The sequence below is a fragment of the Roseivivax sp. THAF30 genome (genome assembly GCF_009363575.1).
GTDB lineage: Bacteria > Pseudomonadota > Alphaproteobacteria > Rhodobacterales > Rhodobacteraceae > Roseivivax > Roseivivax halotolerans.
Window position 1 is genome coordinate 1,708,867 of record NZ_CP045389.1, and the last position, 22,918, is coordinate 1,731,784.

Here is a 22,918-nt window from a genome sequence, read left to right on the forward strand (position 1 = left end):
TTGTCGCCCGCAGGATACGCCCCAATCGCGGCCTGACAAGGGCCGGGATGGGGCGAATTGGCCTAGCCGTCGAGCCGCGTCAGATCGGCGACCTGCAGGCAGACATTGCGGATGCGGGACAGAAGATTGAGCCGGTTGCGGCGCAGGATCTCGTTGTCGGTGTTGACCTGCACCGCCTCGAAGAAGGCGTCGACCTCGGGCCGGATGCCGGCCATCGCGGCCATCGCGGTCGGGAAATCCTCGTCCTTCATCGCGGGCACGATCTTGGCGTCCGCAGCGTCCAGCGCCGCGAAGAGCGCGCGTTCGGCGTCCGTCTCGGCGAATTTGGGGTCCGCGCCGAAGCTGTATTCGACGCCGTCCTTCTCCTCGGCCTGCGTGAGGATGTTGTTGGCGCGCTTGAAGCCCTGCACGAGATTTTCGCCATCCTCGGTCTCCAGCACGGCTTGGAGGGCGCGGGCGCGTTTGACGAGGAGAGTGAGATCGTCCGACTGCGGCATGGCGAGGCACGCGTCGATCACGTCGTGACGGACGCCCTCAGAGCGCAGGTGGACCTGGAGGCGGTCGTGGAAGAAGGAGGGCAAATCCTCGACGCTTCCAGAGCCATCGATACCATCTTCATTTAGCTCAATGCGCTGTTGTTGTTTGGGAAGAAACTCGGACAGCGACAGTCGTACCTGATTGTCTTCCAAAAGCCGAATAACCCCGAGCGCCGCACGCCGCAGCGCAAACGGATCTTTCGACCCGGTGGGCTTCTCGTCAATCGCCCAGAACCCGGTCAGCGTATCGAGCTTGTCCGCCAGCGCCACGGCGACCGAAACCGGCGCGGCGGGCACCGCGTCGGACGGACCGAGCGGCGAGTAATGCTCCTCGCAGGCCGCTGCGACTTCGGCGGGCAAACCTGCTGCATCGCTGTAATAGCGACCCATAAGCCCCTGAAGTTCGGGAAATTCCCCGACCATTTCCGAGGACAGGTCCGCCTTCACCGTCCGCGCGGCGGTCTCGGCCAGATCAGGGTCCGCCCCGACGACCGGCGCGATCTCGCGGGCGACTGAGGCGATGCGGTCGATCCGCGCTTTCTGGCTCCCGAGCTTGTTGTGGAAGGTGACGTTCTCGAGCTGGTCGAGCCAGGGCTGCATCTTCTCGTCAACAGCGACCCGCAAGTCGTTCTCCCAGAAGAATTTCGCATCCGAGAGCCGCGCCGTCAGAACCTTCTGGTTGCCCGCGAGGATGGTCTTGCCGTTATCGGCGGTCTCGCGGTTGGCGACAGTGACGAAGCGCTCGATCCGGCCCGTCTTGGGATTGCGGACGGAGAAGAACTTCTGGTGCTCCTTCATCGACGTCATGAGCACTTCGGGCGGCAGGTCGAGGAAATCCGCGCCGATCTCGCCCATCAGCACCACGGGCCATTCAACGAGCCCCGCGACTTCTGCCAGAAGCCCCTTGTCCTCGACGACCTCCATCCCGCTCGCGAAGGCGGCATTGGTCGCGTCGTTCCAGATCGTCTCCGCGCGCTCCTCGGGGTCGAGCACCACGTTCGCGCGCTTGAGCTTTGCCGCGTAATCCTCGAAAGACGTGACGGAAAACGGGGCAGGCGCCATGAAGCGGTGGCCTTCGGTCACATCACCCGCGCGGATGCCGTCGACGTCCATCGGCACCACGTCGGCCTCTCCCGCATCATTCGTCAGGATGCAGAGGATGCGGTGCAGCGGGCGCACCCAGCGCAAACTTCCCGCGCCCCAGCGCATGGATTTCGGCCAGGGGAAGGTGCGGATCGTGTCTTCCAGCACCTCTGCGATGATCTCTGCCGCGGGGCGGCCCGGCTTTTCGATGATGGCGTAGAAGACGCGGCCCTTCTTCTCGTCGCGCTCCTCGAGATCCTCGCGGGCGACGCCCGCGCCGCGCAGGAAGCCTTCGATGGCCTTCTCGGGCGCATCGACCTTGGGGCCCTTGCGCTCTTCGCGGGTGGTCGGGGAATGGTCTAGCACGCCCTCGAGCGCGAGCGTCAGGCGCCGGGGCGTTGCGAAGGCGGCGGCATGGGCGTAGGTGAGACCCGCCTCGACAAGGCCGTTCGTCACCTTCGTTTTCAGGTCTTCCGCGGCGCGGGCTTGCATCCGCGCGGGAATTTCCTCGGAGAAGAGTTCGATCAGAAGGTCGGGCATCGGGCCCCTCCGCTATCGGCCGTGGCGTCTCTTCGGCGCGGGATAGCGGGCGGGGCCCGGAACGTCCAGCGGGTAGGCGGTCAGCTGGCCTTCGCCGCCTCCTTTTTGGCCTTCGCCTTGGCGCGCATGGCCAGTGTTTCCACGTCCGATCCGGCGCGGGCGGGCACGATCCGGTAGATCGCCTCGACAAGGTTCTCGAGGGCAAAGCCGATGAGGCCAAGCGCCACGACGCCCAGCAGCACGCGGCCATACGGGGCGGAGCGGAGCTGGTCCAGCGCCTTGCCGATGCCGCCGGCATTCTCGGGCGAGGTCGTCATCGCGGCGCTGATGATGAGCGCACCGATGATCGCGATGAGCGCACCTTGCGCCAGAAAGCCAGCCTGCAACGCTGGATCGAGCTTCTGCGTTGTCGGCGTCACGCGGATATGGCGCTTGTACTTCTTCGACCAGCCCTTGTGCATGTAGTAGATGCCCGAGCCCACGACGATCGCGCCGAGCGCAGCCGCGATCCACTTGCCGTTCTGCATCTGCAGGATTCGCGCCGTCCAGTCCTGCGCCGAAGAGCCGCCACCGGAGTCGCCCATCGCGAGGCCCGCGACCGAGACGCCGAGACCGGCATGGATGATGCCCGTGACGATCAGGCCGCCGCGCTGGAACAGACCCGAGCCGTCATCGCCGCGCCGCTCGAGATCGTATCCCGCCGCGATGAAGCGCCAGAGCGCGTAGGCGAACAGACCGATGGCAATGAGCCAGAGCGCCCAAAGGCCGAAGGGCTGCGATTTGAGATCGGCGAGCGCGTTCGTCGTTCCCTCGGCCTGGCCCCCGCGAATGGCAGCGGTGAGGGCCAGACCGCCGACGATCGCGTAGACCGCGGCACGAGAGGAATAGCCCGCACGCATGACCGGGACGACCCAGGCGGGGGCGGTTTTCTGTGACATGAAGATGCGCTCCAGTGTAAGGTTTCACCGGATCAGCGCATCACGCCCGCTTGAGGTTCCCGTTACCGATCACGCGGCGGGCAATCGTCGCCGAGCGGGGTGCCGTCATAGGCCCGGTCGCCGCAATCGTTGACCTCCTGCCAGACATAGCCGCGCCCGTCGTCCGTCAGCGCGACGACCCGGTCGATTCCGAATTCGATGTTTCGGGCAACGGTGAAGACCTCGGCAGCGCCCGCATCGATCTGATCCGCGATGGCCTCGGCGTCGAAGCACGAGAACCAGAACGGCGCGTTGCGCGGAATGGCGGCGGGGTAGGGCTCGGCCTGCAGGTCCGACGGGCCCGCGAGCACGTCGAAACAGGCGCGGTAGCGGATCGGGGAGCTGTCCGCGTCGATCCCCTGGAAATTCGAGACGGGCAGAGTGGTGGTCCCGCCGTCGGTCGTCGCGATGGTGATTTCGGAGACCTCCGGCAGACGCTCGTAATAGGCGAAGACCTGAAGGTAATACATCGCCGCGCCGCCGATCGCCGCGGCAACGAGAATGATCAGGGACAGGATCTTGCCGCTCATGCCGCGGACCCCGTCGCTGCGGGTGTCGTAACGAAGGCGTCGGCGCACATCTTCGCCAGCGCGCGCACGCGGCCAATATAGGCCTGCCGCTCGGTCACCGAGATCACACCGCGCGCGTCGAGCAGATTGAAGAGATGGCTGGCCTTGATGCACTGGTCATAGGCGGGATGCGCCATGACGATGCGACGACCCATCTTGGGGTCGGTCTCCGGCGCCTCCAGAAGCCGCTGGCACTCGGCCTCGGCGTCTTCGAAATGGCGCAGCAGCATCTCGGTCGACGCGAGGTCGAAATTGTGCCGGCTGTATTCTTCCTCGGTCTGGCGGAAGATGTCGCCGTAGGAGAGCGGGATGGGCGTCTGCGGATCGTTGAAGGGCATCTCCATCACGTGGTCGATGCCGAGCACATACATGGCGAGCCGTTCGAGCCCGTAGGTCAGCTCCCCCGAGACGGGCGTGCAATCATGTCCGCCAACCTGCTGGAAGTAGGTGAACTGGGAGACTTCCATCCCGTCGCACCAGACCTCCCAGCCAAGGCCCCACGCTCCAAGCGTCGGGCTTTCCCAATCGTCCTCCACGAAGCGCACGTCGTGCAGCTCCATGTCGATCCCGATCGCCTCGAGCGAGCCCAGGTAGAGCGCCTGCAGATCGGGTGGCGAGGGTTTGATGATGACCTGGTACTGGTAATAATGCTGCAGCCGGTTGGGGTTTTCGCCGTAGCGTCCATCCGTCGGACGGCGCGAGGGCTGAACATAGGCGGCGGCCCAAGGGTTCGGACCAAGCGCGCGCAGCGTCGTTGCCGGGTGAAACGTGCCCGCGCCGACTTCCATGTCGTAAGGTTGCAGAACGGCGCAGCCCTTCGAGGCCCAGTAGGTCTGAAGCCGCAGGATGATCTCCTGAAAACTGCGCGGTTTCTGGGTCTTGTCCATGGCCGGATCCGTCCTTGTCGCTTCAGGCTTGATTAGGACGCCACAACCGGGGGGTCAATTGCGCCCCTGACCAATAATTGAGGTGCGCCGGGCTTGCATTTTGCTACCAATGGTCGCGACACGAAACTGACATATCACGGGGCGGAATGAGCGGAATGAAGAAGACGGGACTGATGGCGGGGTGCGCGCTCTGGGTGATCGCTGGGGCGGCCAACGCGCAGGATGCCTATTTCGTTCAGATCGAGGCCCATCCGGCGCTCACCGTGGCAGAGGATCGCGCGCGGACCTTTGCGGCGGGGCTGCCCGACGTCAACGGCTTTTCCATCGGCGGCGGCTGGTATGGCATCGCGCTCGGCCCTTATACCGAGGAAGAAGCCAATCAGCGCCGTCTTGAGCTCCGGCGGCAAGGGCAGATCCCCTCGGACAGTTTCGTCGAGGAAGCCGATCAATACGCGCAGCGCTTCTGGCCGATCGGTGCCGGTGCGATCCAGTCGCCCGAGCCGCAAGAGCCGCAGGATAACGGCGCCCAGGCGCAAAACGAGCCCGATCCCGAGCCGGAGCTGCGCCAGGCCGAAGAGACCCCGGCAGAGGCGCGCCGCGCCGAACAGCTTCTCACGCGCGGTGAACGCGAGGATCTGCAGGTCGCCCTGCAATGGGCCGGTTTTTACAATGGCCGCATCGATGCCGCCTTCGGACGCGGGACGCGCGGCGCGATGGCCGGCTGGCAAGAGGCCAACAATTACGAGGCGACGGGCGTTCTGACGACCGCGCAGCGCGCCGAGCTTTTCCGTCAGTATAACGCCGTGCTCGACGGGATGGGCCTGCGCCGCGTGACAGACCGCCGCGCCGGCATCGAGATGGAGCTTCCCACCGGCGTCGTCGCATTCGATCGCGCGGAATCGCCGTTCGTGCGCTATGAGCCGACCGGAGAGGTGCCCGAGGCGCGGGTTCTCCTTATCTCCGAGCCCGGCGACCGCCGCACGCTCTATGGTCTTTACGAGATCATGCAGACGCTCGAGATCGTGCCCACGGACGGGCCGCGCGAGCGGCAGGGCGACAGCTTCCGTCTCGTCGGCGAGAACAGCCGCATCGTCAGCCACACCGAGGCGTTTCTTTCGGACGGCGCGATAAAGGGTTTCACACTCATCTGGCCGGCCGGTGACGAAGAGCGCCGCACGCGCATCCTCGCGCGGATGCAGGAGACGTTTTCACGCCTCGACGGTGTCGTGCTCGACCCTGCGACGCTCAGCGACGAAGGGCAGGCGATCGACCTTGTCGCGGGGCTCCAGGTCCGGCAGCCCAAGGTCACCGCGTCGGGCTTCTTCGCGGATTCGAGCGGACGGGTGCTGACGTCCGATGCGTCCGTGGCCGAATGCGGCCGGATCACGCTCGACGAGCTGACCGAGGCCGAAATTGTGGCGCGCGCCGGTGGTCTGGCTCTCTTGGAGCCGCAATCCCCCCTCGCGCCCCGCAACGTGCCGGTCTTCCGCACAGACGCGCCGCGCCTGCAATCGGAGATCGCGGTCGCGGGCTTTTCCTATGGCGGCATACTCGGCGCGCCGACCGTGACCTTCGGCACGCTTGCAGATGTGCGCGGCCTCAACGGCGAGGAAGGCGTCAAACGTCTCTCGGTCTCGGCCCGGCCCGGCGATGCGGGTGGGCCCGTCTTCGACGGTGGCGGCGCGGTCGTGGGCATGCTGACGCCTGTTTCTTCGACCGGCCAGCAATTGCCTGAGAACGTGAGCTTTGCCACCGCCTCCGAACGACTGGTCGATTTTTTCCGCGAGGCTGGTGTTTCTGTCGAGACGGGTCGCGGCGAAATGTCGATGGCGCCCGAAGATCTCACGCAGGTCGCGCGCGGTATCACCGTTTTGGTGGAGTGCTGGGAATAATCAGCTCGCGCGGCCGAAAAGCCGCATGAGCGCGCCCCACTGACTGACGAAGACCCCCGACAGGATGAGTGCGAGCGCCACGAACAGCGAGGGGTGGTACGGCTCACCCAGGATCACGATCCCGAGGATCACCGACCAGACGGGCACCTGGTAGTTCGTCAGCGTCATGAAGACCGGCCCGGCGCTGCGAATGACGAGAACCCTCAAGAGGTTCGCACCTGCGGTCGGCACAAGACCCAGAAGCGCCAGCCAGAACAAGATCTCGCCGCCCGGCAGGGGCGGCGGGCCTTCCAGCGTCCACGCCACCGGTATGATCGCGGCGGAACCGGCGAGCAGCGGCACTGCCGCCAGCCCGATCGGGTCTATCGCCGGCAAGCGACGCATCATCACCGAGGCGGTCGAATAGCAGGCCGCGGCACCAAGGCAGGCCAGCCGTCCGAAAGGTTCGAGCGGATCCCCCGTGGAGGCGAAGGCCGCCGGGCCGATCAGCACCAGGACACCGCAGAACCCGACCACGAAGCCAATCACCCGGCGCGGCGTCATCCGCTCCCCGGGCACGAAGAGATGTGCGAGCGGTAGAACCATCAGCGCGATGGCGGCCATCGAGACGCCCGCGAAGCCGGACGTGACGCGAAGCTGACCCCAGCTCAGCAGAAGGAATGGCAGCGCCGTATTGAAGACGCCGATCACGAGGATCTGTGGCCATGCGGACTTTGGTCCGTGGAAGAGCCGCCCGCCCATAATCTGCCAGACCAGCGTCGTCAGCAGCGCGGCAAACCCGATCCGGTATCCCGCGAGCCAGGCCGGCGTGATTCCCGGTAGGGCAAGCTCGATGATGAGGAACGTCGCCCCCCAGACGAGGCCAAGCAAGGCCACCATCGCCCAGGAAGAGGGCGTGATATCCGGTGCGGCGGGGGAGGCTGACTGCATCTTTCCTCATCACTTTTCGTAGGTTGCGCCCCGTATCGGTCCGCATGACTTTTCGGCGAGGTAGCATCGCGCTAGTCTTCCGTCCATCGACCACGAGAGGAGAGAGACATGGACCTGTTCTTCATTCTGCCGGTTTTCATCCTGCTGCTATTGCTGGGATGGTGCGTGGTTCAGCTGAAAGACTGAGCCGCCTGACGGAACGCAGTCTGTTTCCGGGCGTTCGGGATAAGATGTATCCCAAAGTCAGGAGAGCAAAATGGACGTCGGTTTTATCGTTCCGATCCTCGCATTGTTCACGCTCCTTGCCGTGACCATCCTCGGCATCAAGGGCAAGTTCGAAGTCGAGCGCGCGAAAGCGGATCCCAAGGATCCCAATTCGACGCTTGCCGCGGACGGCCCGAACAAGCGCTGAACACCGCGATCACTTGAATTCAGGAAAGGCCCTCTGGCGCGCGCCAAGGGGCCTTTTCTCGTGACCGTTGAGCGGGAAGGTCGCTATCCGGTCGATTTGCGCAACAGATACGTATCCATGATCCAACCATGCGCCGCGCGGGCCTCGGCGCGCGCCGCCTTGATGCGCGGGCCCGCTTCGGCAAGAGGGCCCGCCTCGAGGATTTCGTTCTCCATGCCGAGATATGCGCCCCACCAGATCGTCAGATCCTCGGGCGGCAGGCGCTCGAAGCTGCATTCGCCGTCGAGCATCACGACCAGCGTCTCCGCGCCGTCGGGCCACCCGTGGTCTCGCAATCTGCGCCCGGTCGTGACTGTGACCGGACCGTTGACGGTATTGAACGGGATCGCATGCGCGGCGGTCAGCGCCTGCAGCGCGGTGATGCCGGGGATCACGCGGAGGCGCGGCGCAGGGGAAAGCCGCTCGGCAATCCGGAGCGTGCTGTCATAAAGACCGGGATCGCCCCAGACCAGAAGCGCGATCGGCCCATCGGTGCCATCCATCGCCGCCTGCCAGCGCAATGCGATCTCGTCGTGCCAGCGGGCGACACGGGTGTCGTAGGGCAGGCTTGCATCGCGCACGGGCATCTCGAACGGGATAACCTGCGCGCTCGCTTCGGCTTCTTCTATGATCGCATAGCGCAGACCTGCGAGATCGTCCTTTCCGGCGCCTTTCTCTGGAACGAGGATTGCGCCCGCCTCACGGATCGCCTGCCAGCCTTCGCGCGTGACATGGGCCGGATTGCCCGTGCCGATGCCGATGAGCCAGAGTTCGGTCACAGCCCGGCCTCGTCGGCGAGCGGGCCGTAGAGGATGAGCGCGGGCAGCGGACTTGCCGCCATGTCGAGCCGGGCGGCCAGCTCGGCGACGGTCGACCGGGTCAGCCGTTGCTGGGGCGTCGAGACCGCCTCGGCCAGAAGCGCGGGCGTCGTGCCGGGCAAGCCGCGCTCCATCAGTGTCGCCGCAAGCGCGGGGAAGGTGCGCTTGCCCATGTAGATCACCGTGCAGGCCTTGGGATCGGCAAGCGCGGTCAGGTCGAGATCGCGCGGCAATTCGCCCGATACGTCGTGCCCGGTGACGAACTGCACACGCCGCGCGGTGAGCCTGCGGGTGAGTGGAATGCCCGCCGCCGCCGCCGCTGCGAACGCCGAGGGCACGCCCGGCACGATCTCGTAGGGGATGCCCGCAGCCTGCAGCGCCACAAGCTCTTCCTCGAGCCGCCCGAACAGGCCTCCATCGCCGGATTTCAGCCGCACGATCCGCCCGCCCCCCGTCGCGTAATCGACGAGAAGTTGCGAGACGTGGTTCTGCTTCGGCGAGGGGCGACCTGCGCGTTTGCCGACACCGACCAGATCGGCCTCCGGCCGGGCATGGCTAAGGATCGGGCCCGAGGACAGATCGTCGAACAGGATCGCATCGGCGCGCTTCAGTCGGTCGACCGCTTTCAGCGTCAGAAGTTCGGGATCGCCGGGGCCGCTTCCGACGAAACTCACGAAACCGCTCATGCCGCGTCCTCCCCCGAGATGAGGTGGAAGAAGGTGCCGGTTACGTGGCCCTTCCGCGATCCGGTCTCGGGCACCGGGTTACCGTCCGCATCGGTGACCTTCGCGAGCGGCGCATCGGGCTCGTCGAGGATTGTCGAGTAGTGAAACTCATGCCCGCGCAGCGCCGCGCCGGGGCTCGCGCCGGGCATGGCCTCGAGAAGGGTCGCGCGGCGATAGCCGAGGTGGAACTTGCGCTTCTCGTAGGAGGTCACCAGGCCCAGGAGCCCGGCCATCTCGTGTCGCACCCCGTCCTTGTCGATGAGCGACTGACCGAGCGCCATGTAGCCGCCGCACTCGCCGTGAACGGGTTTTGTCTCCGCATGGCGGCGCAGGCCGCCGAGGAACCTGCTCGCGGCGGCGAGGCGGCCGGCATGCAGCTCGGGATAGCCGCCGGGAAGCCAGACGAGATCGGCAGAAGGGTCCGGGGCGTCGTCGGCAAGCGGCGAGAGGGGCAGGATTTCTGCCCCCGCCGCGCGCCACCCGGCCAGAAGATGCGGATATGTGAAGGAGAAAGCCGCATCGCGCGCGAGAGCGATCCGCTGGGCGGGCGGGGGCGGCAGCTGTCCTGCTTGGGGCGCGGGCCCGCCGCGCGCCGCGGCGCGGATCGCCGCAAGGTCCACGTGCTCACGCAGAAATGCTGCGTATCCCGCGATGGCAGCCTCGAGATCGGGATGCTCCACGGCCTGGATGAGACCGAGATGCCGTTCGGGCAAAGCAAGATCGCCGCGCCGGGGCAGAACCCCCAGGACAGGAAGACCCGCGCGCTCCATCCCGAGGCGGATCAGCCGTTCATGCCGGGGCGAGGCGACGCGGTTGAGGATCACACCTGCGAAGGGGAGATCGGGCGCGTAGGCGGCAAAGCCCATCGCCGTCGCCGCTGCCGATTGCGCCTGTCCGCCCGCATCGATGACGAGCACCACCGGCCAGCCCATGCGCTGCGCCGTCTCCGCGCTCGATCCCATGCCGGTCTGACCGCGCGTGGCGACCCCGTCATAGAGGCCCATCGATCCTTCGGCGATCGCGATATCCGCGCCGCACGCATGGGCCGCGATGCCCGACAGGAGCGCGTCGTCCATCGCCCATGTGTCAAGATTGAAGCTCTCGCGGCCTGCGGCGGCGAAGTGGAAAGCCGGGTCGATGTAATCGGGCCCGGATTTGAACGGCTGCACGGCCAGCCCGTCTTCGGCGAGCGCGCGCAAGAGACCGAGCATCACCGTTGTCTTGCCCGTGCCGGAGGCCGGCGCGGAGACCAGAAGGCCGGGGGGCCAGCCCCCCGGACCCCCCGCGGTATTTTCGCCAACCCAAAGAGGGGACGTGCGCTCAGTCATCGCCAGCCTGCCAGTCTGCCCAAGGGCTTTCCGCCGATTGCGGTCGGTAGCGGCGGTCGTATTCGGCAGCGTAAAGGCGGCTGTCGTCAAAACCCGCCTGCGCGAGCGCGGGCCCGACTAGGATGAGCGCGGTGCGGGTGATACTGCCGTCGATGCGCGTCTCGATATCGCCGAGCGTGCCGCGCAAGATCCGCTGATCCGGCCAGCTCGCGCGCCACACCACCGCGACCGGGCAGTCGGCAACGTAGTGCGGGCTGAGATCCGCTACCACCTGGCTTAAGTTCGTGATGGAGAGGTGGATCGCCAGCGTCGCGCCGGTCAGGGCGAAATTCGTCAGCGTTTCGTGCTCCGGCATCGCGCTGGCGCGGCCGGGTGTACGCGTGAGGACTACCGATTGTGCAAGACCCGGCAGCGTCAGTTCCGCGCCGAGCGCGGCACTCGCGGCGGCAAAGGACGGAACGCCCGGGGTCACGTCGTAGGGGATGTCTTTCTCGCGCAGGCGGCGGAGCTGCTCGCCCATCGCCGACCAGACCGACAGATCGCCCGAATGCAGCCGCGCGACATCGTGGCCGGCGGCATGGGCCGTCTCGACCTCGGCCATGATCGCGTCGAGATCGAGCGGCGCGGTATTCACGATCCGCGCGCCGGGCGGACAATGATCCAGAATGGCCTCCGGCACGAGCGAGCCAGCATAGAGGCAGACCGGCGAGGCCGCGATCAGGTCGCGCCCGCGCAGCGTCAGAAGATCGGGCGCGCCAGGGCCTGCACCGATGAAATGCACTGTCATTGCGATCCTCCCCTTGCGAGCGCGCAGGTGGCCATGCGGTCGGCCGAGATCGACCTGGGGCCGAGCAAGCTTGCGCCCGGACCTGCCGCGGCCAAAGCCGCCGCCTCGGCAACGCTGCCGGTGCCCCGCGCGGATTTTGACGCCTGCGAATGCGTGGCGGTCTGTTGGCGCTCGAGCGTGTCGCTGTCAATGGCGCTCGCGGGACGGCCGAGGGTCTCGGCCAGGCCACGGAACGCCGGACCGTTCGCCTTGTCCGCGGCGGTCGCGAGCATCGACACGCCCTGCGCGCCGCCCGCTTGCTCGAGCGCGTCCAGGAGGCTGGCGGTCGTCGCCGCGCCGCGAAATCCGAAACCGGCGACGATCACAGCGCGCCTCGCCATTGCACAACCGGGTAATGCGAGCGCCAGCCGCGCTTCGTGCCAAGCGGCGCGGCTTCGGATAGCTCGATCCGCAACAGCTCGCCGCCGCGCTTCGCCTGCCAATCTGCCAGAAGCGCCTCGGATTCGAGCGTCACGGCATTGGCGACGAGCCGCGTTCCTGGGGTGAGCCGATCTGCCAGCGTATCGAGAAGTGCGCGGCTGAGGCCTCCGCCGATGAACACCGCGTGGGGCGCATCCAGATCATCGAGAACGTCGGGTGCGCGGCCTTCGATGACATCGAGCCTGCCCATGCCGAGCGCCGCCGCGTTCTCGCGGATGCGAGCCGCGCGATCGGCGCGGGGCTCGATGGAGATGGCCCGCATCGACGGATCCGACAGAAGCCATTCGATCGCGATGGACCCAGAGCCGCCCCCGATATCCCAGAGGCGTTCACCTGGCCGGGGGGCGAGGGCGGAGAGGGTAAGCGCGCGGACCGGGCGCTTGGTGATCTGTCCGTCATTGGAGAAGAGCGCATCTTCGCGGCCAGCGGCGCGCGTGACCACCGGGCCGCCGCCAGCAACCTCGATTGCGGCGGCGGCCGGATGGGCGATGTCCGCCGCCCCGGCATCGGCGATCACCGATGAGACGCGCTCGCGCGGTCCGCCGAGCGCTTCGAGAAGCGTCACACAGCTCTCCCCGAACCCCGTGGCGGAAAGGTAGGCGCAAAGATCGCCGGCCGCAGCGCCATCCCTGAGAAGCACGAGAAGCCTCGCACCCGGAGCCAGATGCGGGCGTAGCGAAGAAAGCGGCGCTGCGTGCAGGCCAAGGCAGGTCGTTCGCTCGATCCCCCAGCCCATCCGGGCCGCGGCCAAAGAAAACGTCGACGGACCGGGCATGGCGCGCCACTCACCGGGGGTCAGCGCCTCCGCGATCACGCGGCCCGCGCCGAACCAGAAGGGATCGCCAGAGGCCAGCGCCACGACGCGCTGACCTTTAAGCCGATGGAGGATAGGCAAGCCGTCGGCAAACGGCACCGGCCACGCGATCCGCTCGGCCGCGAGATCCGGCAGCAGGTCAAGATGACGCGGCGCGCCCATGACGATCTCGGCCTCGTGCAGCGCGAGGCGGCTTGCAGGCGGCAGGCCCTCCGGTCCATCTTCGCCGAGCCCTACGATCGTCAGCCACGGAGTTTCAGCCATGCCCCCGAACCTTCTGATCCTGGCCGGAACGACCGAGGCCACCGCCTTTGCCCGCCATGCGGCGGAGCTGGGACTCGAGGGCACGGTCTCTTTCGCCGGGCGCGTGGCGCGACCCTTGCGACAGCCGCTGCCGCAGCGCGTGGGCGGGTTCGGCGGCGCGGAGGGTCTGGCGGCCTACCTCGAGGAGCACCAGGTCACGCATCTCATCGACGCGACCCATCCTTTCGCCGAACAGATGAGCCGCAACGCGGTCATCGCGGCTGAGAGAGCAGGCGTGCCGCTCGTGGCGTTGACGCGGCCGCCCTGGACGCCGGAGGCCGGGGACGATTGGGTGCGCGTGCCGGACATTGCCGGTGCGGTGGCCGCGCTTGATCGTCCGGCGGCGCGCGTGATGCTGGCGGTTGGGCGCATGCACCTCGCCGAGTTCGCGCCCAACCCGCAGCATTTCTACCTGCTGCGCCTCGTCGATCCCCCGGCGGTGCCGCCGCCATTCCCGGATCACCATGTCATCGTCGATCGAGGCCCGTTCGAGGCCGAGGCCGACCGCGCCCTCATGGAGGCGCAGGGCATCGAGCTTGTCGTGTCCAAGAATGCGGGCGGCACGGGCGCTTATGCCAAGATCACCGCGGCACGCTCGCTTGGTTTGCCGGTCGTGATGATCGATCGCCCGGCGCTGCCCGCGCGGCGCGAGGTGCACGACATCGAGGAAGCGCTGGCCTGGGTTCATGCGGGGACCGATCTCGGCGTGTAGATAAGCGGCGAACCATTCCGCGCGATCTGCCGCGTCGCCGAAGAGCCGACGATGACCACGGTCCGCATGTCCGCCATCTCGGGCGTCGCGTCTGCGAGCGGGACGACATGGAGCGCCTCCTCCGGGGTCGAAACGGCGCGCGCGAAGAGGATCAGCCGCTCGGGCTCGCAGCACTCGCGCAGGATCTCGAGGGTTCGGGCGAACCCTTCGGGGCGCGAGGCCGAGCGAGGATTGTAGAAAGCCATCGCGAAATCGGCCTCGGCGGCAAGACGCAGGCGCTTTTCGATGAGTGCGAAGGGTTTGAGATTGTCCGACAGGTTGATAGCGCAGAAATCATGGCCCAGCGGTGCTCCGGCGCGCGCGGCGGCGGCCAGCATCGCGGTGATGCCCGGAAGGACCGCGATATCGAGATCGCGCCATGTCTTCGGACCGGCCTCCAACGCCTCGAAGACCGCGGAAGCCATCGCAAACACGCCGGGATCGCCGGAGCTGACCACGACGACGCGGCGACCTGCCTCTGCCATCTCGAGCGCATGTTTTGCCCGGTCGATCTCCACCCGGTTGTCGCTTTCGTGCAGCCTCAGCCCATCCCGCGGCGCGATGCGTCGGACATAGGGAATGTAGCCGACGATATCGGTCGCCTCCGCGATCGCGGCCTGCACATCGGGCGTCACCAGCGCGTCGTCGCCGGGGCCGAGCCCCGCGATGCGAACCCAGCCCGTCACGGCCGCCGACCTTGCCCGTGGACGAGCACGATGGAGAAATAGGGCAGCGTGCGCTCTCCCAGCTCGAGAAGCGGCGTCATCCGCTGCCCTTCCATGCTGGCATATTCGACGATCACCGCGCGATCCGCCTTGCCCGCCGCGTCGAGCGCACGGGCGATCTTGGGCAGATTGCGGCCGACCTTCATGAAGACGAGCGCATCGGCATCGCGGGCCCGTGCGGTCAGCGTCTCTTCGTCGAGCGTTCCCATGAGAACGCTCAGTACATCGTCGCCCCAGGTGATCGGTGCGCCGCTCGCGGTCCAGGCTGCCGACATGCCAGTGATGGCAGGTACGATCCGAACGGGCACATCGTCCTTGAGCCGCGTATAAAGATGCATGAAGGAGCCGTAGAAAAACGGATCGCCTTCGCAAAGAACGACGACGTCCTCTCCGGCTCGCGCCAGGTCCCGAAGGCGACCGGCCACGTCTTCGTAGAACTCCGACAGGCAGGCATTGTAGCGCGGATCCTCGAGCGGGATCTCCGTCGTGACGGGATATTCCATCGCGATTTCATGCGCTTGTGGGTGCAGCATCCCGTCCACGATCTTGCGCGACTGACCGGCGCGGCCGGCCTTGCGAAAGAAGGCCACGTGCCGCGCACCGCGAACGAGCCGGTCGGCGCGCACCGACATGAGGTCAGGATCGCCTGGTCCGAGCCCGACGCCCCAGATCGTGCCGGGCGCGCTCATTCCGCGCGGCTCGCGATCGCGTTGATTGCGGCGACGGTGATCGCGCTGCCGCCGAGGCGGCCTTCGACGATCACCGATGGAACGGGCTGCGCATCCCACAGCGCGTCTTTCGACTCTTGGGCACCGACAAAGCCCACCGGGCAGCCGATGATCGCGGCGGGGCGCGGGCAACCGGGATCTTCCAGCATCTCGAGAAGGTGGAAAAGCGCGGTCGGCGCGTTGCCGATGGCGACGAGCGCGCCCTCCAGCTTGTCCCGCCAAAGCTCGAGCGCGGCGGCGGAGCGGGTCGTGCCGAGCTTTGCGGCAAGATCAGGCACGGCGGGATCCTGAAGCGTGCAGATGACCTCGTTATCGCGCGGCAGCCGCTTTCGGGTCACGCCTTCGCTGACCATGCGCGCATCGCAGAAGATTGGCGCCCCGCGTTCGAGCGCGTCCCGCGCGGCCTTGACCATGCCGTCCGAGATCCGGACATGGCGCTCGAGACCGACCATCCCGGCGGCGTGGATCATGCGGACGACGACCTGTTCGGCATCCGCATCAAAGGCCGCGAGGTCCGCTTCGGCGCGGATCGTGGCGAAGCTCTCGGCATAGATCGCCGCGCCATCCTTTTCGTAGGTGTAAGGCATGTCAGCTGTCCCAAAGCCCGAGAAGATCCTGCGGGGCAAGCCCGCGGCGGTCCGGCTCATCCCATGCCGCCCCGCCTTGCACAAGATCAAAGCGGCCCCTGCGGCCGGTGAGGGTGATATCGGCCACGCCAGATCCAGCGCAGCCCTTGGCGCAGCCCGACACATGCAGGCGCAGGCCCGGCGGCAGCGATGGCGCAAGCGCGCGTCCGATCGGTTCGGTCTCAACGCTCGCTTGCGCGCAGCCGGGCGCGCCGGGGCAGGCTTCGATGCGGCCAAGAGGATCGCGAGGATCGAGGATGAGGTCTGGAATTCCCACGAGATCCTCGACGTCGCAGCCAGGCAGGAACACGGCGCGCCAAGGCGTGACGACGATATCGGATGCGATGCGCGCCAGCGCGTCGAGCTGGTCCGCGCGGAGCTGACCAAACGCCGCACCCGCCAGCACGCCGTGGACTGTGGCGCCGGGAGCGGGTGGAGACACTGCCTCTGCGGGTCGCTTGTTTCCGGAGAGTTCGGCGGTCAGCGGAACACGGGCCACGTGCCGCGCCATCCGCCCGCGTCCATCCGCGCCGACCCCGCCCGAGGCGATAAACCAGCGCGCAAGCTCAAGCGCAGCCTGAACGGCCTCGTTTGTGCTCGAGACCGACCGCCCCGTTTCCAAGCCATCGGCGCGGACCAGCAAGCCGTCCGCGCTGCCTTCGATCCGCACGTCGCCGCTGATGCGAGCGAGCTGCCGTCGGGCAGCGGGATCCACGACGAAACCGAACTTGGACGGCAGGCTCTCCAGATCATCCGCTTCTGCGAGCGCCGTTTCCAGTGCCGTGGCAAGTTCGCGGGCGGTATCGCCGCCGAACGGATCGACTACGATATTGCGCCTTGCCTCGCTCCGTTCGTCGCGGTCGAGCAGCCCGAGACCATCCAAATTGCCCCATAGCTCTGTAAGAGTGTCTTCCTTCACGCCGCGGATCTGCAAATTCGCACGGCGCGTCAAAGTGATCCGGCCGGATCCGTAGCGGCGTGCGCAATCGGCAAGTCCGATCGCCTGGCTGCGGTTGAGCCGACCCGCATGGGGGCGGATGCGAAGCACAAGACCGTCTTCCGCTTCCATCGGACGATGCGCGCCGGGACACCAGCCTTTCACGAGCGGAGTGTTCATTCCGCCGCCCTCAGATCCGTTGCCGACGAATTCCGTCGCGTTTGCCAGAGACCGGCAGCCCTGAGCGCTTCGAACCGCTCGCGCATGGCGGCAAGCGCTTCGGGATTGGCCTCTTCCATGAACTCCGTCACCGCCGCATCGCCCAGCGTCGCAGAATAATAGGCATCGAAGAGGTGGCCGGGCACCGCATCGGCGAGATGCGCGAAAGCGGCCATGTTCTCGAGCGTCGACGCGATTTCCGCCGCGCCCCGGAAGCCGTGGCGCTGCATCCCCGCGATCCAGCCCGGATGCGTGGCGCGCGCCCGCACGACGCGAGCGATCTCTTCGGTCAGACCACGGCTGCGGGGCCGATCCGGATCGGTCGCGTCCAGATGCCAGAGCCGCGCCGCCCCGCCTGTGACGCCTTGCGCCGCGGCGAAGCCGGCCTCGTGGCTTGCATAATCCTCGGCCAAGAGCACGTCGGTCTCGGGCAGATCTTGCAGATGCACGAAGGCGTCCGCCGCCGCGACCCGTTCGCGGATGGCCTTTGCGTCCTCGACCGCCGTCTCGCCATCGAGCGCCCAGGAGGAGGCGGCGAGCCAGGCTTCACCTGCGCGGGCGCGCGCCTCGTCGGAATAATCGGTGAGCTCAGGGCCCATCGCGAGACCGAACTGACCCGGCTTCGGTCCGAAGACGCGCGCCTCTGCTTGGCCCACATACGGGTTCCAGTCTGCCGCTTCATCACGGGCGGCAAGCGCGCGGATCGCCTGGTTGTACAGCGCGGAAAGAGTTGGGAAGACATCGCGGAACAAGCCCGAGACGCGAAGCGTGACGTCGAGGCGCGGCCGGTCGAGTTCGGCGATGGGCAGAACCTCGATGCCCGAGACGCGCTCGGTGCCCGCATCCCAGACAGGACGCACGCCCAGAAGCGCCAGCGCCATGCCGAATTCCTCACCGGCGGTCCGCATCGTCGCGGAGCCCCAAAGGTCGACAACGAGGCTGCGCGGCCAGTCGCCCTCGTCCTGCAGGTGCCGGCGTACGAATTCGGCCGCGAGCTTCTGCCCCTGCGCGTAAGCCGCACGGCTCGGCACCGCGCGCGGGTCGGTCGTGTAGAGGTTGCGCCCGGTGGGCAGGACATCCTGCCGCCCGCGCCAGGGCGAGCCCGAGGGGCCCGGCGCGATCCGCTTGCCGTCCAGTGCGTCGATGAGGGCCTGCCGCTCGGCAGAGGCGGCGGCACCCATCTCGGGCGGTGCGGCGGGATCCGCGCGGCCCCAGACATGCAGCCCGTCGCCGTAGCGGCTTTCCTTCACATCGCAGACGAAACGGTCGATCCGGGTGATCGCCTCGGCCTCGCACATCGCCCCGTCGATCCCGAGATCTTCCTCCACGCCCTCGGCGCGCGCCTCCATGCGGATATCGTCCATCAATCGGTCGCGGCGGCGCGGGTCGAGCCCGTCGGCATTCGAGAATTCGTCCAGCAGCGCCTCGAGGCGCAGGAGCCGGTCGGGTGTGCGGCTTTCCGCAAGCGGCGGCGGCACATGGCCGAGGGTCACCGCCCCGATACGCCGTTTCGCCTGCGCGGCCTCGCCCGGATCGTTGACGATGAAGGGGTAGATCACCGGCATCGCGCCGGTCAGCGCCTCGGGCCAGCAGGTCTCGGACAGGGCGACGGCCTTGCCCGGCAGCCATTCGAGCGTGCCATGCGCGCCGATATGCACGATCGCGTCGGCCTGATCGGCGAGCCAGAGGTAGAACGCCACGTAGGCGTGACGCGGCACCCGCGCGAGGTCGTGGTATTCATCGCCCCGCAGCTCAGGCGTGCCACGTTCGGGCTGAAGCGCGACAAGCGCGTTGCCCCGCCGGAGTGCCGCAAAGTGGAAGACGCCCTCCGGCGCATCGCTCTCGGGTCGTCCCCAAGCCGCTTGCAGATCGTCGCGCAGGGATTCCGGCAGGCGGGAGAGTGCCTCGCGATAGGCTGAGACGGGCCAGTCGATCGTCTCGTGCCCAAGCGCCGCAGCCAGGTTGCCGCCCCCTGTCGCGTAACCGGCCTCTGCCAGGTCGCCGAGCACCGCCTCGGCCGAGGCCAGCGCGTCAAGACCCACCGCATGGGCCAAGTTCCAGTCCCGCCCCGGATAGGTCGACAGGACGAGCGCCACGCGGCGATCGGCTGGCGGCGTCGCGGACAGCCGATACCAGGCCGCCACGCGCGCGCAGACCGCATCGACACGTCCGTCATGCGCCTGGTGGCGCAGCCGCGTGAATTGCAGATCCGGGTCGCGCGGCTCGGGCTCCTTGAACGAGACAACGCCGCCGAACAGCCGGCCATCCACCTCCGGCAGAACGACATGCATCGCCAGATCGGCCGGCGAAAGACCGCGCTCGGCTTCTTCCCAGGCTGCGCGGTCCGAGGTGGCGAGCGCGACCTGGAAGACCGGAACACCGGCCGCATCGAGCGGAGAGGCCCCGCCATCGCCCTTGCCCGAAAAGGCCGTCGCGTTGACGATGGCGGCAGGCGCAAGATGTCTCACTTGCCGTGCCATCCATTCTGCCGCGCCGGGCGCCTTCAGCGATGGCGCGAAAAGCCCCATGACGCGGAAGCCGCGCGCGCGCAGCCCGGCGAACATTGCCTCGATCGGTGCCAGATCGGCGGAGACCAGGAAGGACCGGTAGAAGACCACCAGCGCGAGCGGTGCATCCGGGGCGCTTGCCGCTTCCGGCCAAGGGGCGAGAACCGGGCAGGCGACGCCGTCTTCGGGAGTCCATCCGCCGACGCTCGGCAAGGCCTTCGACCCCTTTACCGGCCCCGCATAAAGGCCCGCTGCAAGTGCGAGTTGTTGCAAGGCCGCCTGCGCCGCGACCGCCCCGCCGGTATCGCAGAAATGCGACAGCCGTCGCAGCGTGGAGACCGGTATGGTCGAGACCGCGTCGAGCCGCGCATCGGGCCGCCCGTCCGCGGGCAGAACCGCGAGCGCGATGCCTTTCTCGCGCGCCAGCGCCTCGATCTGTTGCAAACCGTATGGCCAGTAGGATTGCCCGCCGATGAGACGGATCAGGATGCCTTTCGCGCCCTCCAGCGTCTGTTCGATATAGGTATCGACCGAGAGCGGATGCCGGAGTGCCGCGATATTGGCCAGGCGCAGAGACGGAATCCGTCCCTCGCGTCCGCCGCCCCGCTGCCATCCCGCCGCGAAGGCCCCGAGATCCGAATCCGAGAAGGACAGCACCACCAGATCGGCCGGGCTTTGGGCCAGGTCCGTCGGCGTGTCGGTCTCTTCGAGCCCGTGGCTTTCGCGGAAGACGACATGCATGGCGCTTACGCGGTCTCCTCGGCGGCGGTCAGCACGCGGGTGATGGCGGCGGCGTCGATATCGTCATGCTCTGCGATGACCACGAGCCGTCCCGCGCGCGCCTCGTCCGGGCCCCAGGGCCGGTCGAACTGGTGGCGCACGCGCGCGCCCACGGCCTGCACGAGAAGCCGCATCGGCTTGCCGGCGACGCTGGCATAGCCCTTCACGCGCAGGATGTTCTGTTCGCGGGCGAGCCGCTCGATCCGCGCGGCAAGATCGGCGGGCGAGGCAAGCTCGGGGATGTCGATGACGACGCTCTCGAAATCCTCGTGATCGTGCTCGGGCACCCCGTCGTGATGCGACGGGCGGGCGTCGATATCGTCTTCCGCGGCGGCGCCGATCCCGAGGATGATGCGCGGATCGACGTGGCCTTCAGCGACCTCGACCACCGGCAGCGGGCGCGGCGCTTCGGCGGCGATCACCGCGCGAGCCTTCTCGACGCCATCCTTGCCGGCAAGGTCCGGCTTGGTCAGCAGCACGATATCGGCGCAGGAGATCTGGTCCTCGAAGACTTCCGAGAGCGGCGTTTCGTGGTCGATGCTCTCATCGGCACGGCGCTGCGCGTCCACGGCCTCGACATCCGGCGCAAAGCGGCCCGCCGCGACCGCCTCGGCATCGGCGAGCGCGACAACGCCGTCCACGGTGATCTTGGACCGGATATCGGGCCAGTCGAAGGCCTTCAGAAGCGGCTTCGGCAAGGCCAGGCCGGAGGTCTCGATCAGGATATGCTCGGGCCGCGGGTCGAGCGCCAGAAGCGCCTCGATGGTCGGGATGAAATCATCCGCCACGGTACAGCAGATGCAGCCGTTCGCCAGCTCGACCACGTTCTCGGCGGGGCAATCGGGAATGGCGCAGCCCTTCAGGATCTCGCCGTCGACGCCCACATCGCCGAACTCGTTGACCACGACCGCGAGGCGCTTGCCGCCGGGGTTCTTCATCAGCTCGGAGATCAGCGTCGTCTTGCCCGATCCCAGGAAGCCGGTGACGATGGTGACGGGAAGTTTCTCGAGATCGGCCATGTCAGTCCTCCATCGGTGGCACGCGGGCCACGCAGTTCTTTTTGAAATGATCGGGCCGTTCCCGCCAGGGAATAAGCCCGTCTTGCGTCGCGTGATACTTCGCGGCGCCCTCGCGCAGAAGGTCCGGATGCGACGCTTCGTGCAGATTTCCGTAAATGTAGGTCCAGCGCCCGCGCCCGCGCAGGGCAACAGTGCAGCCGCCATCGCAGTTCTGCAGGCAGTCTACCGCGCGAAGCGTGACGCCGTCAGGCATCGTTCCGTCAAGCGCGGCGAAAAGCGCGGCGCCGGGACGTGTGCCGTCCTCGGCGACGTCGAGCCCGCGGCGGCAGGTCATGCAGACGAGAAGCTCGGCTGGTTGGGGAGAGGCGGGGTCGGACAAGCGGGTCCCTCGGGGTCGGAGGACGAGGGCAGGGGTGGCAGGGGCGTCGGTATCGCGCCCGAAGCCACCGGAACACCCCGTCCGGTTGCGTGGTCTCTCGCCCAAGGCAGGTCTCCCGGCTGCCGGATCCGAGGCCTTGCCTCGCGGGCGCCCTGCCTTCCCGGTCCCTGAGGGCCAGTGGCGTTCGGGCGACCTCTCCGGGTCACGGTCGCGGGGGCGGCTGCGGCATGACCCCTCGGGGCGCCCGCATTCCCTTTTCACCTCGGGGTCGACCCCAAGGCACCTTGTGCGCCCATCCTTGTTGCGCTGCACGCCCGGCCTGTCAAGCGATGCGATTGACTGCACGAGGGCAGGGTGCCAGTCATGCGCCATTCGCGACAGGAGCCGGACATGGACGAGATCACTGCCCGCCACAATGAGAAGATGAAGCGGATCAAGGCCGCCCGCGACGAGATGATGAAGACCAAGACCGAGCAGAAGGGTCTGGTCATCGTCCATACCGGCAAAGGCAAGGGCAAAAGCTCCTCCGCCTTCGGCATGATCATGCGCTGTATCGCCCACGGTATGCCGAGTGCCGTCGTGCAGTTCATCAAGGGCAATTGGGAAACCGGGGAGCGCACCTTCCTGCGTGAGCGCTTCTCCGAGGAATGCCGCTTTTTCGTTTCGGGCGAAGGCTTCACATGGGAGACGCAGGATCGCGAGCGTGACGTCGCCGCCGCCCAGCATGGCTGGCGTATCGCGAAAGAGCAGATCCTCGATCCCGAAATCGAGTTCGTGCTTCTCGACGAGATCAACATCGCGCTGCGCTACGATTACCTCGATATCGACGAGGTGGTGGATTTCCTGCTGACCGAAAAGCCCCACATGACGCATGTCTGCCTCACCGGGCGTAACGCCAAGCCCGAACTCATCGAGGCGGCGGACCTCGTGACAGAATTCGAGCTTCTGAAACATCCCTTCCGCGAAGGCGTGAAAGCGCAGAAAGGCGTCGAGTTTTGAGTGTGCCCGCGCCTCCGTCCGCTCGAAGCGCTGAGGAGGATCGCGCCGGGGGGCCAGCCCCCCGGACCCCCCGCGGTATTTTTACCAACCCAAAGACACGAAGCCTTAACGCTTATTCGGGCACTCTT

The 22,918-nt window shown here is 67.3% G+C and carries 22 protein-coding genes and 1 riboswitch; of the genes, 4 read left to right on the forward strand and 18 right to left on the reverse strand.

Features of this window, described 5'->3' with window-relative positions; all coding sequences use genetic code 11:
- Positions 1-62 precede the first annotated feature (62 nt).
- The 4 genes from glyS to FIU91_RS08305 form a co-directional block, all read right to left on the reverse strand.
- Entirely contained in the window at positions 63-2,159 is a 2,097-nt protein-coding gene (gene glyS / locus FIU91_RS08290; RefSeq protein WP_152462135.1) for a glycine--tRNA ligase subunit beta, read from the reverse strand.
- A gap of 80 nt (positions 2,160-2,239) precedes the next feature.
- Complete coding sequence (locus FIU91_RS08295; RefSeq protein ID WP_152462136.1) at positions 2,240-3,097, reverse strand: DUF1206 domain-containing protein; 858 nt, start codon at positions 3,095-3,097, stop codon at positions 2,240-2,242.
- A 62-nt stretch (positions 3,098-3,159) separates the two neighbouring features.
- On the reverse strand, positions 3,160-3,666 hold the full coding sequence (locus FIU91_RS08300) for a DUF6446 family protein (protein ID WP_152462137.1): 507 nt from the start codon (positions 3,664-3,666) through the stop codon (positions 3,160-3,162).
- Positions 3,663-4,592, reverse strand: coding sequence for a glycine--tRNA ligase subunit alpha (locus tag FIU91_RS08305; protein WP_152462138.1), 930 nt, complete (start codon positions 4,590-4,592; stop codon positions 3,663-3,665). Before FIU91_RS08305 ends, FIU91_RS08300 begins: the two co-directional genes overlap by 4 nt.
- Before the next feature lie 155 nt (positions 4,593-4,747).
- Between FIU91_RS08305 and FIU91_RS08310 the strand changes: the two genes are divergently transcribed.
- Positions 4,748-6,484, forward strand: a complete 1,737-nt coding sequence (locus FIU91_RS08310) for a trypsin-like peptidase domain-containing protein (RefSeq protein WP_152462139.1) — start codon at positions 4,748-4,750, stop codon at positions 6,482-6,484.
- On the opposite strand, the gene FIU91_RS08315 is transcribed toward FIU91_RS08310, so the two are convergent.
- Positions 6,485-7,414, reverse strand: a complete 930-nt coding sequence (locus FIU91_RS08315; RefSeq protein ID WP_254702073.1) for a DMT family transporter — start codon at positions 7,412-7,414, stop codon at positions 6,485-6,487.
- A 256-nt stretch (positions 7,415-7,670) separates the two neighbouring features.
- On the opposite strand from FIU91_RS08315, the gene FIU91_RS19395 reads away from it, so the two are divergent.
- Entirely contained in the window at positions 7,671-7,826 is a 156-nt protein-coding gene (locus FIU91_RS19395; protein WP_172974971.1) for a hypothetical protein, read from the forward strand.
- A gap of 83 nt (positions 7,827-7,909) precedes the next feature.
- Here FIU91_RS19395 and cobF read toward each other — a convergent pair whose 3' ends face one another.
- From cobF to cbiE, 6 genes are all read right to left on the reverse strand, one after another.
- Positions 7,910-8,644 (reverse strand): precorrin-6A synthase (deacetylating), encoded by a 735-nt coding sequence (gene cobF, locus FIU91_RS08320; RefSeq protein ID WP_152462140.1) that lies wholly within the window; start codon positions 8,642-8,644, stop codon positions 7,910-7,912.
- Positions 8,641-9,369: a uroporphyrinogen-III C-methyltransferase gene (cobA, locus tag FIU91_RS08325; RefSeq protein ID WP_152462141.1), complete on the reverse strand. Its 729-nt coding sequence runs from the start codon at positions 9,367-9,369 to the stop codon at positions 8,641-8,643. The genes cobF and cobA overlap by 4 nt, the downstream gene beginning before the upstream one ends.
- Positions 9,366-10,619 carry a cobyrinate a,c-diamide synthase gene (locus FIU91_RS08330; RefSeq protein WP_254702106.1) on the reverse strand — a complete coding sequence of 418 codons (1,254 nt, stop codon included), beginning with the start codon at positions 10,617-10,619 and terminating at the stop codon, positions 9,366-9,368. The genes cobA and FIU91_RS08330 overlap by 4 nt, the downstream gene beginning before the upstream one ends.
- Positions 10,620-10,728: 109 nt before the next feature.
- On the reverse strand, positions 10,729-11,523 hold the full coding sequence (gene cobM / locus FIU91_RS08335) for a precorrin-4 C(11)-methyltransferase (protein ID WP_152462143.1): 795 nt from the start codon (positions 11,521-11,523) through the stop codon (positions 10,729-10,731).
- Positions 11,520-11,888, reverse strand: a complete 369-nt coding sequence (locus FIU91_RS08340) for a cobalamin biosynthesis protein (RefSeq protein WP_152463692.1) — start codon at positions 11,886-11,888, stop codon at positions 11,520-11,522. The genes cobM and FIU91_RS08340 overlap by 4 nt, the downstream gene beginning before the upstream one ends.
- The gene (cbiE, locus tag FIU91_RS08345; RefSeq protein ID WP_152462144.1) at positions 11,885-13,081 is read right to left on the reverse strand and encodes a precorrin-6y C5,15-methyltransferase (decarboxylating) subunit CbiE; all 1,197 of its coding nucleotides are present in this window, start codon (positions 13,079-13,081) and stop codon (positions 11,885-11,887) included. The genes FIU91_RS08340 and cbiE overlap by 4 nt, the downstream gene beginning before the upstream one ends.
- On the opposite strand from cbiE, the gene FIU91_RS08350 reads away from it, so the two are divergent.
- Positions 13,080-13,832, forward strand: coding sequence for a cobalt-precorrin-6A reductase (locus FIU91_RS08350; protein WP_152462145.1), 753 nt, complete (start codon positions 13,080-13,082; stop codon positions 13,830-13,832). The genes cbiE and FIU91_RS08350 overlap by 2 nt on opposite strands.
- On the opposite strand, the gene cobJ is transcribed toward FIU91_RS08350, so the two are convergent.
- From cobJ to FIU91_RS08385, 7 genes are read right to left on the reverse strand one after another with little or no spacing between them, the layout of a single operon-like run.
- Entirely contained in the window at positions 13,805-14,557 is a 753-nt protein-coding gene (cobJ, locus tag FIU91_RS08355) for a precorrin-3B C(17)-methyltransferase (RefSeq protein WP_152462146.1), read from the reverse strand. The two genes, FIU91_RS08350 and cobJ, sit on opposite strands and share 28 nt — an antisense overlap.
- On the reverse strand, positions 14,554-15,285 hold the full coding sequence (cobI, locus tag FIU91_RS08360) for a precorrin-2 C(20)-methyltransferase (RefSeq protein WP_152462147.1): 732 nt from the start codon (positions 15,283-15,285) through the stop codon (positions 14,554-14,556). The genes cobJ and cobI overlap by 4 nt, the downstream gene beginning before the upstream one ends.
- A complete protein-coding gene (locus tag FIU91_RS08365; protein WP_152462148.1) occupies positions 15,282-15,911 on the reverse strand; it encodes a precorrin-8X methylmutase in 630 nt (209 codons plus the stop codon). The genes cobI and FIU91_RS08365 overlap by 4 nt, the downstream gene beginning before the upstream one ends.
- A 1-nt stretch (position 15,912) precedes the next feature.
- Positions 15,913-17,067, reverse strand: a complete 1,155-nt coding sequence (gene cobG, locus FIU91_RS08370; RefSeq protein WP_152462149.1) for a precorrin-3B synthase — start codon at positions 17,065-17,067, stop codon at positions 15,913-15,915.
- Positions 17,064-20,354, reverse strand: a complete 3,291-nt coding sequence (gene cobN / locus FIU91_RS08375; protein ID WP_152462150.1) for a cobaltochelatase subunit CobN — start codon at positions 20,352-20,354, stop codon at positions 17,064-17,066. Before cobN ends, cobG begins: the two co-directional genes overlap by 4 nt.
- A 5-nt stretch (positions 20,355-20,359) precedes the next feature.
- Positions 20,360-21,412: a cobalamin biosynthesis protein CobW gene (gene cobW, locus FIU91_RS08380; protein WP_152462151.1), complete on the reverse strand. Its 1,053-nt coding sequence runs from the start codon at positions 21,410-21,412 to the stop codon at positions 20,360-20,362.
- A 1-nt stretch (position 21,413) separates the two neighbouring features.
- Positions 21,414-21,746, reverse strand: a complete 333-nt coding sequence (locus FIU91_RS08385; RefSeq protein ID WP_152463693.1) for a DUF1636 domain-containing protein — start codon at positions 21,744-21,746, stop codon at positions 21,414-21,416.
- Positions 21,747-21,878: 132 nt separating this feature from the next.
- Positions 21,879-22,093, reverse strand: a riboswitch (cobalamin riboswitch).
- Positions 22,094-22,181: 88 nt separating this feature from the next.
- Between FIU91_RS08385 and cobO the strand changes: the two genes are divergently transcribed.
- Positions 22,182-22,790, forward strand: a complete 609-nt coding sequence (gene cobO, locus FIU91_RS08390; RefSeq protein ID WP_152462152.1) for a cob(I)yrinic acid a,c-diamide adenosyltransferase — start codon at positions 22,182-22,184, stop codon at positions 22,788-22,790.
- The last annotated feature ends 128 nt before the right edge of the window (positions 22,791-22,918 follow it).